This is a genomic window from Desulfitobacterium sp. LBE (assembly GCF_007830365.1).
Classification (GTDB): Bacteria; Bacillota; Desulfitobacteriia; order Desulfitobacteriales; family Desulfitobacteriaceae; genus Desulfitobacterium; species Desulfitobacterium hafniense.
Genome location: NZ_VLKD01000001.1, coordinates 181385 through 198581 on the forward strand (window position 1 = coordinate 181385; position 17197 = coordinate 198581).

General features: G+C 45.3%; 15 protein-coding genes and 1 pseudogene. 14 read left to right on the top strand and 2 right to left on the bottom strand.

Features of this window, described 5'->3' with window-relative positions; translation table 11 throughout:
- Positions 1-211 precede the first annotated feature (211 nt).
- Positions 212-454, bottom strand: a pseudogene (locus tag DESLBE_RS00835) (Rpn family recombination-promoting nuclease/putative transposase); the annotation flags it as partial.
- A gap of 288 nt (positions 455-742) precedes the next feature.
- Here DESLBE_RS00835 and DESLBE_RS00840 point away from each other — a divergent pair.
- The 14 genes from DESLBE_RS00840 (at position 743) to DESLBE_RS00905 (ending at position 14927) form a co-directional block, all read left to right on the top strand.
- Positions 743-1660: a 2-dehydropantoate 2-reductase gene (locus DESLBE_RS00840; RefSeq protein WP_144674850.1), complete on the top strand. Its 918-nt coding sequence runs from the start codon at positions 743-745 to the stop codon at positions 1658-1660.
- Positions 1661-1806: 146 nt separating this feature from the next.
- Positions 1807-2331: an RNA polymerase sigma factor gene (locus DESLBE_RS00845; RefSeq protein WP_243131205.1), complete on the top strand. Its 525-nt coding sequence runs from the start codon at positions 1807-1809 to the stop codon at positions 2329-2331.
- Positions 2321-3898, top strand: a complete 1578-nt coding sequence (locus tag DESLBE_RS00850; protein WP_172625342.1) for a zf-HC2 domain-containing protein — start codon at positions 2321-2323, stop codon at positions 3896-3898. Before DESLBE_RS00845 ends, DESLBE_RS00850 begins: the two co-directional genes overlap by 11 nt.
- A 236-nt stretch (positions 3899-4134) precedes the next feature.
- On the top strand, positions 4135-4806 hold the full coding sequence (locus DESLBE_RS00855; protein ID WP_144674852.1) for a Crp/Fnr family transcriptional regulator: 672 nt from the start codon (positions 4135-4137) through the stop codon (positions 4804-4806).
- 134 nt (positions 4807-4940) lie between these two features.
- Entirely contained in the window at positions 4941-6227 is a 1287-nt protein-coding gene (locus DESLBE_RS00860) for a transposase (protein WP_080632402.1), read from the top strand.
- Between the two features lie 19 nt (positions 6228-6246).
- On the top strand, positions 6247-6402 hold the full coding sequence (locus DESLBE_RS00865; RefSeq protein WP_018214534.1) for a hypothetical protein: 156 nt from the start codon (positions 6247-6249) through the stop codon (positions 6400-6402).
- 197 nt (positions 6403-6599) lie between these two features.
- Positions 6600-7037 carry a hypothetical protein gene (locus tag DESLBE_RS00870; protein ID WP_144674853.1) on the top strand — a complete coding sequence of 146 codons (438 nt, stop codon included), beginning with the start codon at positions 6600-6602 and terminating at the stop codon, positions 7035-7037.
- Positions 7038-7063: 26 nt separating this feature from the next.
- Positions 7064-8002 (top strand): sulfite exporter TauE/SafE family protein, encoded by a 939-nt coding sequence (locus DESLBE_RS00875; RefSeq protein ID WP_144674854.1) that lies wholly within the window; start codon positions 7064-7066, stop codon positions 8000-8002.
- A 95-nt stretch (positions 8003-8097) separates the two neighbouring features.
- Positions 8098-8652: a transferase gene (locus DESLBE_RS00880; protein ID WP_011459982.1), complete on the top strand. Its 555-nt coding sequence runs from the start codon at positions 8098-8100 to the stop codon at positions 8650-8652.
- A gap of 128 nt (positions 8653-8780) precedes the next feature.
- Positions 8781-10586, top strand: coding sequence for a SulP family inorganic anion transporter (locus DESLBE_RS00885; RefSeq protein ID WP_144674855.1), 1806 nt, complete (start codon positions 8781-8783; stop codon positions 10584-10586).
- 13 nt (positions 10587-10599) lie between these two features.
- Positions 10600-11076: a 4Fe-4S dicluster domain-containing protein gene (locus DESLBE_RS00890; protein ID WP_015944430.1), complete on the top strand. Its 477-nt coding sequence runs from the start codon at positions 10600-10602 to the stop codon at positions 11074-11076.
- Positions 11064-12323, top strand: coding sequence for an FAD-dependent oxidoreductase (locus DESLBE_RS00895; RefSeq protein ID WP_144674856.1), 1260 nt, complete (start codon positions 11064-11066; stop codon positions 12321-12323). Before DESLBE_RS00890 ends, DESLBE_RS00895 begins: the two co-directional genes overlap by 13 nt.
- Entirely contained in the window at positions 12310-14379 is a 2070-nt protein-coding gene (locus DESLBE_RS00900) for a molybdopterin-dependent oxidoreductase (RefSeq protein WP_144674857.1), read from the top strand. The genes DESLBE_RS00895 and DESLBE_RS00900 overlap by 14 nt, the downstream gene beginning before the upstream one ends.
- The gene (locus DESLBE_RS00905; protein ID WP_144674858.1) at positions 14376-14927 is read left to right on the top strand and encodes a 4Fe-4S dicluster domain-containing protein; all 552 of its coding nucleotides are present in this window, start codon (positions 14376-14378) and stop codon (positions 14925-14927) included. Before DESLBE_RS00900 ends, DESLBE_RS00905 begins: the two co-directional genes overlap by 4 nt.
- A 97-nt stretch (positions 14928-15024) precedes the next feature.
- Here the strand turns inward: DESLBE_RS00905 and DESLBE_RS00910 are convergent, their stop codons facing one another.
- A complete protein-coding gene (locus tag DESLBE_RS00910; RefSeq protein WP_011459978.1) occupies positions 15025-16908 on the bottom strand; it encodes a sigma-54-dependent Fis family transcriptional regulator in 1884 nt (627 codons plus the stop codon).
- Positions 16909-17197: the final 289 nt, after the last annotated feature.

Sequence of the window (17197 nt, forward strand, 5' to 3'; positions counted from 1 at the left end):
CTCCAGGGCTGATGATACTTGGACCGCAGGGTCCTGGGAAAGTAAGTCGTTGCCAGGTAGTGCAGGAGACCATCGATTACGATGGTCTCTTTGTTTTAGTTCAAATTGTGCACTGGTGCATAATTTGGAGGCAAGCATTTGAGTTTTCGTGGGTAGGGATTTTAGCTTTTTCCTTGGGGAAAAAACAGGGGTGTGCAAGAAGGTTTGGGTTATGCTCAAACAGAAAATAGAGGTATCCCTCATTCTTATGGATCTTCACTTGAAACAGTAGGTCGGAGAAGCTTTCTTGCAGCTCCTGATCGATATAGCTGTCTTTTTGCGGCAGGATAGTTTCCAGGTCAACTAGTGCCAGGATCTCCTGTGGAAGATAATTCTTCAGAAAGCTCCTGGCCATGCCGACATCACCAAAGGTTTCTTTAAAAAATTTATCGTGAGGATTGTGAATAAGGCTCATGTTCTTCCTCTTCTTACTTGATATTAATATATCATAATTTAGGGGTATAGAGTAATTAATACATAGTCTTTAGTGTATTTACCTTTTATTACCTTGAAAAGATTATATCAAACATATGTTCTGAATACAATGCCTTGAGAATAGCTATGGAACTGCTCCTACGTCTATTTCAAAGTGATTAAATCGTCTACAACTATTCAGAGTACAAATGATATACTGTATTGGAGGTCCATCTATATAAGTAATAGGGACACTTAAAGAATAGTTTAGTGAGGGATTGAGTCAGATATGGAAATCAAAACAGTAGCAATTATCGGTTTAGGTGCTATGGGAATATTGTATGGAAGTCATCTGGCCAAGAGAATGCCCCAGGCTGACTTAAGAATTATTGCCGATCAGCAGAGAATAGACAGATATCTAAAGGATGCGATTTTCTGTAATGGCCAGCGGTGTGAGTTCCATTATGTGACGCCGGAGGAAAAGACCTCACCGGCCGATCTCGTTCTATTTACGGTAAAATACAGTGGCTTGGAAGATGCTATCCGGGCCGTCAAGAATCAAGTAGGGGAAAATACGCTTATTTTGTCGGCTTTGAATGGGATCACCAGTGAAGCTATGATTGGTCAGGTTTATGGCCATGACAAAGTCTTATATTCTGTGGCCCAGGGAATGGATGCGGTTAAAGAGGGGAATAGATTGACTTATGCCCATATGGGTTTCCTTTGCTTTGGCGACCGGGAGCCTGGAAGCAGCTCAGCTAAGGTTAAAAGGGTGGCAGACTTTTTTACAAAGATGGAATTCCCTTATCTTGTCGATACTGACATGCCAAAGCGTCTGTGGGGTAAATTGATGCTGAATGTGGGTGTCAACCAAGCCGTGGCTGTCTATGGCAGCGATTACGGTGTTATCCAAAAAGAAGGACCGGCCAGAGATACGATGATTGCGGCGATGAGAGAGGTGATTGCCTTAGCCGAGAAAGAGGGCATTGATTTAACCGAAGCTGATCTGGATTATTGGCTGGGGGTCCTCAGCCAATTAAGCCCGGAAGGAAAACCTTCGATGCGTCAGGATGTTGAAGCCGGACGTTATAGCGAAGTGGAGCTTTTTGCCGGTACAGTCATAGAACTGGGGAAAGAGTATGGGATAGCCACACCGGTAAACCAAAGCCTTTATGATCAAATAAAGGCCACGGAGGCCGGCTATTAGGGAAATTTTTTATAGGCATGAGCGCGAGCAAACCCTTAAAAATTATCGCCGCTTTGCCTGTTTTTTTATTTTGGTGTAATAAACAGCGATATTTTCTTACTAAGTAGGTAGAAGCAAGGGAAAGGCGGTGTCTGGGTGATGCTACGATGAGAAACCTAACAGAAATGTATATGGAGCTTAGTGCGCCGATTTTCAGCTATCTCTTGCGTCTTTCCGGTGATTATGATCTGGCGGAGGAGCTAACTCAAGAAACCTTCTTGGGTGCGTTACAGGCACTGCCGAAATTTCGTGAAGAAGCTTCAGTAAAAACATGGTTGTATGCTATTGCACGTAATACCTACCTTAGCAAGATTAATAAAAGTCATCCTAAGGGCATCGTCTTTACTTCCTTCGATGAGGAGTTTTTGGATGGAGGAGAGAGGTCTGCTGATCCAGCGGAGCAGCTTCTGCAAAAAGAGCAAAGCCTGACTATGCAAAGAGCCATCTACTGCTTGCCGGAAACCTACCGGACAGTGATCATTCTCAGGGAGTTTGAAGAATTGAGCTATGGTGAGATCGCAAAGATATTGGGGAAGACGGAAAACTGGGTTCGGGTAACCTTCTTTAGGGCGAAACAGAAGCTTAGGGAGGCCTATGCAGACCTGGAAAGGGGGAAGGAAAGTGAAGATTGATTATTGCAGGCTCACAGAGGATCTTATGCCCCTATATGATGACGAACTCGTATCGAAAGAAACGAAGGATTTTATCGAATGGCATTTGGAGCAGTGTCCTGAATGCAGGAAAAAATACCGGGATAAGGATAGTCAAATACCGGATATTCGGAAAGAAATAATCTACCCTGAACTATTGAACATTGAAGAAGAAGATAAATTTCGCTCGGCGAAAACATTTCTTCTTAAAGTTAGAAAACGCATGTTTACCGCAGGAATCGTTGTTCTGATCATAATGCTCATTGCCAGTGCAGGCAGCTTTTTCTATGGTAAAAGTTTTAACAATGAAGTGCCGGTTAAAGTGAATTCAGCGGAGGACTTTGCCAATAGCCTTGTGCCGGGGTGGCAGAGGGCTCAACAGTCAGGGCAAATTGTGGATATCAATATAACCAAGCCTATCCCTGACACAGAGGCCGTAGTGACTTTTGAAAAGGTGTGGTATACTCCGTCTTATACCTATGTGCTCTATACGGTCACGGAACCGAACAAAAACTACTTGATGGCGTCTCAGAGGGTGATTGATATACCCCCAGAAGACTATATGAGAGACAATTCTACTATGGAACCTTTAGGCAAAAGGTGGGGAGGCATCTCTCCGCAAGGGTATCATCAGATCATGGTGTTTATGGGATATCATACTCCAGTTCCGGCACAGGAGCTTACTTTAACAGTTTCCAACTGGATAATCCCTGAAGGTTCCATGAAACCCGAACCCGTTGACACCATTAAGGGTGAAATTTCAGTTAACCTTCCTCTCCAGGATGAATTCCTGAAGGAGTCTTCGGAAAGGGTAACCCTTGATAAGAGCTATGAGTGGGAGGGGAGAAGCCTTCGCTTAACAGGCCTGGAGGTAAAATCCTCGCAAACACTGCTCTATGGTGAAGCAAAGCTGCAGGAGGGGGAAACCTTAAGTCATCTTGAAGGCTTTATAAGATCCGGAGGGCAATCGGCAGGACTTAGCTATGAATCCATTGTTCCCGGTGATGCCCCGAATTCCTTCAAGTTTACCCTCTCTGCGCAACCCTTGAACCAGTGGCCAGGTAAAGTATCCTTGGATATCAGGGCTATCCAGTTCAAAACCTCCGAGGTGTTGAATTTCCCTGTGGATTGGTCCTTTTATGTAAGCAAAGAAGGCCAAATCGATGTTACTGAGGAGCAGGTCCCGGCAGTAGCCTTCTATGACGGTATGGTCAGATTATCGAGTATCGATCCAACCAGTTGGCTGGAACTGGAGATTGTGGAGCCTTCCCAAAACCCCCTGAACAAGCAGCCCTATATTATAATGTCCCCGGACCCGCCCTTTGTCGAACGCTTTAACAACTATACCACAGGACTGAAAATCACCAATGAGAATGGAGAAGTGCTTGAGGTTGGAAGTAGGGGAAGTTTTCGTGATGGAGGCAGAATGGGTGTAGGTTTCGAAATGGACAGTGAAGATGAATTGTGGAAGACCAGTAAGAAAATCACCATAACCATCAATAAACCTGAGGCACACTTAGTGGTTAATCAGGAAATAGAACTAAATTGAAGCTACTTGGTTTATGCTGAAGAGGTAAGGCCTGCGCCTGCGTTTATCTGAACGTTTGGCGGCAGGCCTTCCTGCCTGAATGGCGATCATTTAGAATCAATATAAACAAATACTATTTTCATCATTTAAAAAATGAATGCCGGTAAATGTAGTAGTTATCAGTGTATCATGATAGAATTGTGATGGATGATACAATGAGTTTTAAGGCCAAGTTTGTAAAGCATGAGGTAAAGCCTATGATCGAAAATGCTAACTTTGCTAAAACATTGTTGAGTAAAGAAGAAGAAAGCTGCATTATGCAATTTGGAACGATCGTGCATTATCAGCGCGGACAAGTCATTTTTTCTGAAAGTGATACAGCTGATCGGATCTATTATATCAAAGAAGGCTATGTAAGAATATTCCGGGTAACACCCTATGGCAAAAAGATCACTGTGGGAAGTATACGATCCTCCGGCCAATTAATGGGGCTTGCGGAAACGCTCTATAGAGGGGACCGGACGTGTTTTGCAAGTGCTATTAACGAGGTTACACTAGTCGTAGTACGGAATCCTCAATTTATGGATTTACTTGTGAAATATCCGTCAATTGCTATTAAGGCTTCAATAACTCTTGCGATTAGAATGCGGGAGGCGGAACAAATTATTGAAGAAATAGCCTGCTTCCAGGTATCCGGGAGGCTGGCCATGTTTTTAGTGAAAATGGCCAAACGAATGGGGGTAGAAACCCCTAAAGGTACGAAGATAAACTTTCGCTTAACTCATGAGGAGATTGCCTACATGATAGGAACCTCCAGGCAGAATGTTACCTCACTGCTTAACGCTTTTAAAGAAGAGAACAGTATCGCTATTGAGGATAAGGAATTATATATATTGGATTTTGATAAGCTCAATAATTTGATCGTTTAATTTAGGTGTGAGAAGGATGTCTCCGGTTAGTTCGGTGTAAGGAACTAAACCAGGAGGCATCTTTTTTTAACGTATCAGAAAGTATAAGTTTTTTGGGGATCCCCCTTTACTAGAGTATTTGGTAAAATGGAGTTATGGAAACAAACATATTGAGACGGATATTCTTCGATGAGAATAACCATTGGGATAGATTTGTAGAGAAATACGGGACACGAATAAGACCGATTGTGGTAAAAGAGGTCGAGAAGTTCCGTAACTGTGGTAACCCTAAAAATGGATTTAAGCTCTTAGTGTGTGAAGGCTGCCATGACATACGAATAGTACCGTACCGTTGTAAGGGGAGATTTTGCACAACGTGTAGCAGTGGAGAAACAGAGGAGTGGAGCCGAATGATGGCTGAAGACGTCATGCAGGTTAATCATCGACATGTCATCTTCACAATCGATGAAGGGCTAAGAGTGATCTTTCAAAAACACCGACACTTGCTAAAACCCTTAATGGATGAGGCGGTCAGGATAGTTCAAGAGTGGTTTAAGAAGAAGTGCAAATTGACCCCGGGTGTCATAGCCGGACTGCATACCTTTGGATCCCGAATGAACTTCAATCCCCATGTCCATATGCTCGTGACCATGGGTGGAATGAAGAAAGATGGAGAATGGAAAAGCTATGACTACATTCCATTTCCCTTGCTAAGAAAGCAATGGCAAACGGTGGTCTTAAAACTCATTCGAAGCCACTTAAACGAGGAGGAAAAGAAGAAAGTCCAGCAATTGCTACAGAAAGCCTATTCAGCCAATGGAGAAGGTTTCTATGTCTATGCCCCGAAACAAAGAGGGAATGTCAAGGTGCAACTAGGATATATAGGGCGTTATATTCGTCGGCCGGCAATAGCCCTGCATCGGATTGAAGAATATGACGGTGAGTATGTAACGTTTAAGTATCATGATAAAAATGAGGGGCAAGAGAAACGAGAAAAGCTCACAGTGGAAGAGTTTATCACGCGATTAATCGTGCACATACCGGATGAACAGTTCAAAACCATTCGTTATTATGGAGTCTATGCTCGTCGGATTAAATCACAATGTAAAACACTAGTGTCCGCATGGCAGAAAGAAGTGAGGAAATGGATTGTAAAAGTTAAAAAGACAATAGCACGCAGGAAATGGGAGCAACGGCTCAAGGAACAAACAGGAAAAGACCCCATGGTATGTCCCCATTGTCAGTGTTATTATGAATACAAGGGAGAAGTGTGCCTAAAAGCCGGACACTTAGAAATTAAGCATGCGAGATGTGAGACAAGCAGAGCATGCCTGGAAAGGATGATCGATCATTTCGCCGGTATCCAAAAAACGCAAACCAAGCAAAAAGAAGAAGCCTCAAAGTGTGGAGAATTCAGTCAACTACATTTGTTTGCAGTGTAATGGACAAGAGGAGATTGCATTGAAGGTGGTCAGGGAATTTGATGCTATGGATGATGGTGACCCAACGGTTCCTCCACAGTTTAGTTGTGAAAAATGTGGGGGAGAAATGTATCCAGAGTATTATAAGGGACTTCACGGTTACGACTATAAAATTTCAGATGTGAGAGAGCAATAAAAGGACCGAGGCCGCAGCCTCGGTTTTTCTTTATGGGGTAAGATCCTTATGTCATTTTCCTGACATAAAAAGTGTTAGAAAAATGACACAAATGTTGTCATTTTTTTAGCATGCATTTTTTTATAGTTATGATAAATTTTTTCTATAGCCTAATAAAGTGAAAGGGGGAACTGGAACAAGCAGCAGGCTGTAATCAAGTGAATTTAGAAAGGAGTTTTACGTTGGTAAATATTCTCAAATTTCTAAATTTTCTCAAAGATCCTCACTCCCGGAAAATTCAGCAGCACAGGCAAAGGTATCAGGAACTGGATGAACTGTTGAAAGTTGCGGTAGATCTCAAAGATGCAGCGGCTTATAAGTCTGTTGAGGTGGAAATGAAGGAAGTATTTTTCGAGTATCTGACAGCTTTAGGAATCGACTCCCTTTATAAGTTTTCACCTCACCTTGTCCTGGCATGCTTAATTAGTCTGAAATTCAAAACCATCACTATTCCTCTTTTCAATGGGCCAATAAACACGGTATTCGCGTATCTGGGTATGTACTTTTTATTTCATTTAGTATTAAAACCGTTGCTCAAGTTGATTAGGTCAAGACATGCTAGAGCAGCACGGGATAATTTTCAGGTCAATCATTGAAAAATAAAAAACAGGAGGCGTCTATTATGCATTTTCCATTAGCCGGCGTTGATGCCAATCCCATTTTCTTAGTCCTTTGGGGTGTTTTTATCGGATATGTCTTTACATCTGTTGGAGCAGCCGGAGGTATCCTGGCCGGTGTAGGTCATATGAGTATTTTCGGACTTAAAAATGCCAATATGGTAAAACCCATGAACCAGATTTTAACCCTTGTCACCCCTATCGTAGGTACCCCCCTCTATTTCAGAGAGCGCAGGGTTGTTATTCCCACCGCAATCGTTTTGGGCTTAGGCGGAATCATCGGTGCCTTGATTGGTTCCACGCTCTCTCATTCTTTATTAAAGGATATGGCTACCTTTAAACCCTTTTTTGGTATAGTGACCTTGGGTATTTCCTTCCGAATCGCCTATGAATGTACCAACAAATTTATCAATAGCCAAAAGAAAGTAAAGCAGGCTAATGATAATTTTGCTAAAAAGGTTAAAGAACTGAGTGAACAAGGAAAATTAAGCGAGATCAAGGAAATCGGCGTTAAATTCCAAAAAACCGGTATCAAGAACAGCTTTACTTTTTCTGGCGAAGAATTCACGTATAATGCCATAGTTGTCTTTATTGCAGGGTTACTAGTTGCTATTCTGTCTGCTTCCTTGGGAGTAGGCGGCGGATTTTTACTTGTTCCTTTTATGACCAGCATCCTGGGATTCCCAATGTATATTGTGGCCGGAACTTCAACTCTATCCATCCTGGTATCTTCATCAACCAGTATCCTGAATTACCTTTCCATGGGCAGTTCCTTGGACCTTACCTTTTTGGCCTTCGAATTGGCTGGTGTTGCCATCGGAACAGTTGTAGCGGCCAGACTATCCAAGTATATCAATGCCCGCTATATGAAAATGTTCTTAGGAGTTCTTTTATTCTATATTGGCCTGAAATATTTCTTGCTGGTGTTTGGCATTAACATCTAAGAGATAGTTAGTCTAATTATTTGTGATAGTGGTTTTTAGCGTATTGAGGCGTACGTGAATGTCTGAGCATCAGTGGTTCGAGGAGGCCTGTAGTAATGATATTAGAGAATTCTCCAAAGACATCGTGGAATAGGACTTCAAAGCACCCTAAAGTTCATCATACGGCTTATGTTCATCCAACGGCTGTGTTGATCGGTGATGTTAGAGTTTGTGAGAATGTGATGATTTGTCCCAATGTAGTGCTGCGGGCAGATGAGGGATTGACTATTATCATTGGTGCAGGAGTCAATATACAAGACGGAGTGATCATGCACTGTCTGAAGGGTGGCTCCATTGAGATTGGCCAGGACTGCAGCATCGCACATTGCGCCCTGGTACATGGACCGGCCGTTATCGGCAGGGAAACGTTTGTGGGTTTTAGAGCGATAGTTCACAATGCCACACTTGGTAAAAATTCATTTATATCCCATGGCGCCATGGTCCTGAATGTAGAGTTGCCCGATGATAGTTCGGTTCCTGTGGGCAAGATTATTCAGTCTGAAGCAGAGGTCAGGGAACTGCCGGCGATCGTTGTGCAGGAAATCAGTTTTAAGCATGATGTTCAGCAGATTAACAGAGAACTTGGCAGAGGGTACAGAGAAAGAAAGTGATGAGAAGCTTGAGGCGGGGCTGGCCCTGGAATCTGTTGCAAAGCTATGTCCCGCTTATATCCGAATTATAAATTTTCACTCAGGTTACTTTTTTAGATTACTTTTTTGAAGAAAGAAAGGTAAAGGGTATGAATACAGCGGTATTAAAACTTGAGAAACATCTCCCCTTGATTGATACGCTTAGAACGTATAAGAAGGAGTATATCAAGAAGGATATAACTGCCGCCTTGACTGTGGCGGTGATTGCTGTTCCTCAATCGATGGCGTATGCACTGATTGCAGGGGTCAACCCGGTTTATGGTCTTTATACGGCAATTGTGTCAACCATTTTCTGCTCGCTCTTTTCCAGCTCCAATCACTTGATCGGAGGACCGACCAATGCGATTGCCCTCCTGGTCGCCAGCGGTATGAAAAATTATATGGCATTGGAAAACGCTTATGAAATACTCTTTCTCTTGACTTTTTTGGTTGGTGCCATACAATTGCTTTTTGGAGTATTAAGACTTGGCAAATTAATCAATTTTGTCTCCCATTCGGTGATTGTTGGTTTTACTGCCGGTGCGGCCGTACTGATCGGATTAGGTCAACTGAATTTATTTCTGGGCATTTCCATCCCCAATTCTTCGGAAATGTCGACCCTTAATAAATTAGTCTATATCGCGACTCATTTGGGAACGGTTAATTATTACGCCCTTGGGTTAGGCTTGCTCTCGATCTTTGTCATTATGATTTGTAAAAGGATAAACAAAAATCTGCCCGGCGCCTTACTGGGAGTCTGTCTCTCCTCGGCTCTGGTAGCCATGTTTTCCTTGGAGCAATTTGGGGTAAAGCTCACTGGAACGATTCCATCCCAGCTGCCGCCTTTTAAAATGATCCACTTTGATTTAGGATTAGCCGGTGAATTATTGAGCGGTGCTTTCGCAATTGCCATTATTGCTTTGGTAGAGGCTATTTCAATTTCCAAGGCGATTGCCTCCCAATCCAGACAAAAAATTGATGCCAATCAGGAGATTATCGGGCAAGGAATCACCAACGTGGCCGCTCCCTTCTTTCAATGTTTTCCGGGAACCGGTTCCTTCAGCCGCTCTGCTATCAATTTCCAAAGCGGCGCCGCTACAAGAATAGCAGGTATTCTTTCAGGGGTTTTTGTGGCCATTGTGCTTCTTTTCCTTGGTTCCTATGCCAAATATATTCCCATGGCCAGTTTAGCCGGTGTAATTTTGAACATTGCCTTTAATATGGTGAATAGAGCTGAGATTAAAAGGATATTTAAGTTAAATAAAGCGGACGCCTTAGTCATGGGCACCACAGCCATTGCGGCAGTTGTCCTGCCACACTTGGATACGGCGGTTTATTTAGGGATTGCCGTCTCAATTATGATCTATCTTAGAGAAGGCAGCAAAGTTCATATCAAGATCCTTACTCCTGCTCAGGGAAAAGAGAATGCCTTCCTGGAAACAGAGATCCAATCGGTTGAAGAGAAAGCAGATACACTCATCGTGCATATTCAAGGCAATCTTTACTTTGGTTGTGCCGATGAACTGGAAAAGAAGTTGGATCTGCTCGTTGGCAAAGCCGGTATTGTGATCATTCGCATGAAAAGAGTGAATAGTATCGATGTGACCTCCCTGGATACCCTCAAGCTGTTTGTCCAGAAGATCAAAGAAACAGGAGGAAAAGTCATCATATCCGGTGTGAGTTCAAATGTTGATAAATTGCTGACCGAATCAAAGCTTGCCCAGCAGATAGGTGAGGAGAACATTTTTATTTCTCAGGAAGATTTATTCGCATCATCCAACCAGGCCTTGAACAGAGCAAAGTATTTTCTGGATTACGATATCAGCAAAGTTAAAGAAATGTTCAGCAATAGCACCCTTGTATTCAATGATCAATTTGATTCATCAAGACAAGCGGTTTCGCAGAACACGAATTAGGAAGGAGACACACATGCGAAAACTTTACTTTATACCTGAACGATGTAACGGATGCTTGGCTTGTGAGCAGGTTTGCCGCCAAAAGCAATCCAAAACCCAAAGCCTCTTTAACTCTAAAGCTGAGACACCTTTAGCAAAGCCCCAGATCAGAGTATCCGGAGCAGATGGCCGCTATTCAGTATCTGTTTGCCAGAACTGTGTTCACGCTGCTTGTGTGGAAGCCTGTATGGCCGGTGCCCTGAGTTATTCTGATGCCGGGCATGTGAGCCATGATGCAAAGCAATGTGTGAGCTGCTATATGTGTGTCATGGTGTGCCCTTTTGCGGCCATCGCTCCTCAGCTGACAACCGGTAAAGCCGGAAAATGCCAATTATGCCTGGATGAAGAACAACCCCCTTGTATGATAGCTTGTTCGCGGAAGGCCCTCTTTTTTGGCACTGCCGCAGAGTATGAAAAAGAGATTGAAGGTGATCGGCTATGCATTATGTAATTATTGGCAACAGCGCCGCGGGAGTTTTTGCAGCAGAGGCGATCCGGGGACTTGACTCATCGGGAAAAATAACCATGATCTCCGAAGAGAACAACCGGCCTTACTCACGCTGCCTGACTTCCTATTATATTGGTGAAGAAATCGATCAAGACCGCATTTATATTCGTGATGCCAATTTCTATGCTGCAACAGGCATTGACTTTATTCCCCAAAAGGTTGAGCAAGTGAATGATACTGAGAAAAGCGTCACCTTACAATCAGGGGAAGTCGTCAGCTATGATAAGCTCTTGATTGCCACAGGTGCTTCTCCCTACTCCTTACCGGTTGAGGGGCTTGATTTGGAAGGGGTATTCGAGCTTCGTACTCTGGAAGATGCCCGCAAGATCATGGATTTTGCCCCCCGTGTCAAGGAAGCGGTGGTTATGGGAGCCGGGCTGGTAGGACTGAAGGGAGCCCATGCTCTTCATGAACTGGGCATAAAGGTTTCCATCATCGTTAACTCCCGGATCATGTCCCGCTCGGTGGACCCTCATACCGGTCAGATCATTACCGAGTTATTAGAGCAGGATGGGTATGAAGTCATCTATAACACTAAACTAAGCAAGATTTTGGGCCAAGACAAGGTAGAAGGAGTACGTCTTAGCTCCGGAAAGGAAATTCCTTGTCAACTGGTGCTGATGGCCGCTGGAGTCAGCCCCAATGTTGATCTGGTAAAAAACACCGGTATCGAGGTTCATAACGGGATTATCGTCGACAAGCATATGCAAACGACAGTTCCCCATATCTATGCGGCAGGGGATGTTGCCGAAGCGTATCACGCTGTTTGGGATGAAAAAAGGGTTATTTCCATCTGGCCTGTGGCGACAGCACAAGGAACCGTGGCCGGCAGCAATATGGCCGGAGTGGAGAGAATTTACGAAGGCTCTGTCGGCTCTAACTCAGCTGTATTTTGCGGCGTTGGCGTCGTTTCGGCGGGAATTCCCTATTTGCCCACCGGAGAAGGGAAAGAGCTGAGCACTTATGATAAAGTAACCAAACGTTACCGCAAGTTTATTGTCAAGGATGACATTTTGGTGGGGATGATCATGGTGGGCGATATTGACGGCGCCGGTATTCTGACCGCCATGATCAAACAAAAAACCAAAGTAAGCCTGGATACTTTAAACTATTGGCTCAATCATCCGGTCCGGTTTCAGGGGTATTGCACAGCAGAAGCAAAAGGGGGAATTGTCTGTGGCATTTGTTAGAGTCCAGGGACTGCATCGAAATAGAACCGTTATACCGGACAGTGACATGGTTAAAACCTCAATTTGCTGCCTTTGTAACGGTGGGTGCGGGCTGAAAGTTCATATAGGCCCTGAGGGAACTATAAAAGCTATTTATGGGGATCCGGATAATCCCTATAATAAAGGCAAAATATGCCCCAAACCCATCGAGATTATTGAAAACCTGCGGGGACCGGAACGGGTTCAGTATCCGATGAAGAAAGTCAATGGTGAATTTGTGCGGATTAGCTGGGAGGAAGCTATCGATACCATTGCCAAGAAGTATAAGGAGTTCTCCGACAACTTCGGCACCGGTTCTGTGATCGGCATTACCTCTAAAATTGGCGGCTCCTTCAGCAAGTTCGCCCTGAAGATCTTTGGCGAAATAGCCGGTTTTGCCAACTATGGCACCGGACCCATTTGTTTCAGCTCAGAGGAAAAAGTCAGAAAAGAAATGTTCGGCAAGGCTGCGGCTTCAGCCCCCCTTCATGATGTCATTTACTCGAAGCTTGTCTTAAACGTTGGCAATAACTGTGCGCAAACGAAAGCCGGACAATTTCATTGGCTGCAGGAAGGCCAAAAACATGGCGCCAAAATCATCACCATCGATACCCGTTATACAGAAACCGCTCAGCTCAGCGATCAATTTATTCAAGTTAACCCAGGCACCGACGCCGCTTTAGGCATGGCCCTTCTGCACCTGGTCATTAAGCATAAGCACTATGACGAAGCATTTGTCCGCGATCAAGTGAATGGCTTTGCGGAACTGGCTCAAGCGGTAGAAGATTTTACAGCAGAGAAGGCGGCGGCGATCACCGGGGTACCCCAAAAGGTCATTGAGGAGCTGGCCTATGAGCTGGGCACCAAAAAACCGGCCATCATGTGGCCGGGACGGGGCATCGTCATGGTCAATAATGGGGAGCAGGCCTTGATGGCCTTTGAATCCTTATTTGCCATTCTCGGCAATGTGGGCAAACCGGGTGCGGGAGTGGTTTCCCATATTAATGGGTATGGGCAGCCTGCTGATTTGATCAAACCGGAACATGTCGTCAAGCCCAGCTTCAAACTTCCGGCTGACAAGGTCATCGAGGGGATGGAGACCGGTCAGATCAAAATGATCTATATTGCGGGCAACCCTTGTGCTAACTGGCCGGAAAGCGCCCGTATGAAAAAGGCCTTAGGGAAGCTTGATTTTGTTGTATCCCATACCTTAACCCTTGATGACTCCGCCTGTTTAGCCCATATCGTCATCCCGGCAACCCATTGGCTGGAAGAAGCGGGTATGCAGCCGGGAATTCACAGAGTCATGCAATGGCGGGATAAAGCCGTGGAGCCTTATGGGGAATCAAAACCGGCCGCCGAAGTCTTCAAATTAATGGCGGAAAAAATGGGCCTCCCCACAGAGTATTTTACCGACACGCCTGAGGAGGCCTGGGATATGGAGCGGCGGCATATTGCCGATATCAGCGCCATTACCGTTGCCAAAATGCAGGAAAAGGCCGGTGGCGTCCATTATCCTTATCCTGAGGGCGGAGAAGAAAGCCACAGGTTGTATAGCAAGGGCTTCAATACGCCCTCCAAGAAGGTTGAATTATTAAGAGGGAAAGGGAGTGTACTTCACTACAAAGATCCCTTGCAATCTCCGGGAAATGAAGGGTTAAGCATTGAAGACTATCCTTATTTCATCAGCTCCGTTAAGGTAGCGGCCCATTATCATACCCAATGCCAATACAGCAGATTGGCACGGGAATTCGAAAAGCCCTATGTGGAGGTTCATCCCCAGACGGCACTTAAGCTTGGGGTTAAGGATGGGGAGGCGATCCGGATTGAGACACCGACCGGGGCCATTTCCCTGCCTGCTAAGTTAACTTACTCTGTGCCTCAAAATCATTTCTTTACTCAACCTTACTTCAGCAAACGATATAATTCAGACTCCATCAATACCCTGTTGCCCAGCGTGTTGGATCAGCCCGGCGGGAATTTCCCTCATAAAAATGTACTATGCCGGGCCTATTCCGAAGGGGGATGTAAAAAATGAGCGATATGGCGATGTTAATCGACAGCACCTCCTGCATTGGTTGCAAAGCCTGTTTGGCAGCCTGCAAGCAGGAGAATGGTCTGGCCACAGATAATAACTACCTGAAAATGCACCCGGTTGAATTTCTGAACGATCATTATGTAAGGTATTACGCCCATGTATCCTGCCGTCATTGCAGTGAACCGCAATGTGCAGCGGTTTGTCCGGTGGGAGCGATTAAATCCACAGATGACGGTGTCGTCCTTCATAATGAATTGTTATGCATTGGCTGTCAGGTATGTGCAGCGGTTTGCCCTTATGCCGCCATGGGCATCATGAATAACGGCCTTGTCGGAAAGTGCACTCTGTGCCAAGAGCGCCTAAGCTCCGGCTTATCTCCGGCCTGTGTCGACCTTTGCCCCACCGGCGCCAGGGTATTCGATAGCAAAGAGAAGGTGGCTAAGCTTGCCAGGGAAAGAGAAATTGCAGCGGAGAAAAAAGGCTATAAAGCACAAATTGTGGGGCTGGATAATCATAATAAAGTGTTGACTTTACTCCCGGGAAGATAGTTGCCGGATAGGGTCCGACATCCTCTTGCCCGGAAAAGCCAAAAGACCGTCATCACAACGGTCTTTTGGCTTTTCCAGGCAATGACGCTTGGGGTATTTAAGCTTTGGGTATGCTGATCTTCAATTCTTTCATCTTTCGGTATAGGGTCGTACGGCTGATGCCTAAGAGCCGGGAAGCGGGCAGAATTTTACCGTCGGTTTTAACCAGGGCCTGGAGAATAATCTGGCGGGTTTGGGAAGCAAGCAGAGAAACATCTTCATCTTCAGTTTTCTCACTTAAGGATTCTCTCACTTCCGGAGGCAGATCCCGGACGGTGAGCAGAGAGCCGTTGCACATGGCGACCATCCCGGCCAGGCAATTTTCCAATTCGCGAACATTTCCCGGCCAGCTATAGGAATAAAAATAGGGATAGACGCTCTCAGCCATGTCGATCATGGGCCGGCCGATAGCGGCGCAGGCTTTATGTATAAAATGGGTGACCAGCTCAGGTAAATCTTCCAGCCGCTCCCTGAGCGGCGGCAGCTCGATGGACACCACCTTAAGCCGATAGAACAAATCATGGCGAAAGGCATGGGCATCCACAAGGGCCTTTAAATCTTTGTGGGAAGCCGTGATCACACGCACATCAATTTTCTGCAGGGTTTTGCCTCCGATGCGCACCAGTGCCTTTTCCTGAAGCAAACGCAAAAGGGCCACCTGAGCATTGAGCGGCATATCCCCGATCTCATCCAGGAAAATGGTGCCTCCATGAGCAAGTTCAAATTTTCCCGGTTGTCCCCCGCGGCGGGCACCTGTAAAAGCGCCGTCGGCGTAGCCGAACAATTCACTTTCCAGAAGGGTATTGGGAATGGCGGCACAGTTAAGAGCAATAAAAGGCCCGTTCTTGCGCGGGCTTAATTCATGGATCATGCGGGCAATAATCTCTTTTCCCGTTCCCGTCTGCCCTTGCAGGAGGACGGAGAAATCGGTTTGAGCCGCTTTGTGGGCTTTTTCCAGAATCTCACGTGATTTAAGGCTGGTTCTCCCTACCCAGCTCAAGTTATCAAGGTTCTGTCCGATAATTTGTATGACACCCACAGCCCCCAAGGAGCTTCCCGAGTTGTCGGATATGCGCTGAAAATGGGTCACCAGTTCATGGCCTTTGCCATCCTTATGCCTTAAATCAAGAGTATCCTGATTCAGCACCCAGCCTTTCGGAGCACCTAAAACATCGGTAACATGCCGGCCGATCAGGTCGTCTTTTTTCCGGCCAATCAGAGAAGCACCCGTGGCATTGACTTGAGTAATCATGCCATGCCGGTCGATGGAAAGACATCCGTCCTTTAAAAGATCGACAGCCAGCTTACTCCCTTGTTGATAGAATTTTAACTCTCTTTCAATCGTTAAATGGCGCAGGTTCTGCTCAATTAAACGAGCCCCGACCAGGGCTATGTCCAAAGTGCAATGCTGATTCCCTATTTCGGCGCTGATGTCGATCACACCGATAATTTCACCTTGAAGTCCGTGGATGGGTGCGGCTGAACAGGTCAAGAAGTGGTTCTCCTGGACATAATGATCCATTCCCTGTATGGTAACGGGCATGCCTTCGATAAGGGCTGTGCCGATGGCATTGGTTCCTTTGACATCTTCCCCCCAATTGCCCCCCGGCGAAAGGAAAATCCGCTGGGCTTTGCTTAAGAAAGGGCCATCCCCCAGGGATTCCAGAATAAAAGCATCCTTATCCCCAAGCAGAATGGAGAAATTAGAGCTGTTGAGGAGCTGGAACAGAAAAGGCAGGACAGAGCCGGCAGCACGGATCAGGTCTTCCCTGGATTCCCGCAATTCCCGTAAGCCGGAGTCGTTAAGAAACTTATTGTTTGAAATAACAGCAGGATTAATATTGTGGGCCAGACTTCGTTGCCAAGAGCGGTAAATCAAAGGCGCAATATTCTGAACCGTCGGTTCTCCATTAACGAACCTCAACCAATTCTCCTGTGGCATCATCAATCACTCCAAATCATAATAGGAGTCCCCATGCTACCATTAGTTCCCAATATTAAGGTTAGCACATCTATCGCTTCTGTTCAATACCTACCTCAGCCAGGGCTCAAATCCTTTTGTGAGCCCTATGCTGTTCAGCTTAGTTACAGTGTTTCGGATCAAAGTGTCCATTTTTGAAACATTGAGCAGAGGGGAGGCTTCAAAAGCACAAATAGTGGAGATTAAACTCCTTGATTTCTCAGATCATTACCTGGCTTCATAAAAAAATCAGTAAGTCCATAACTTGGCA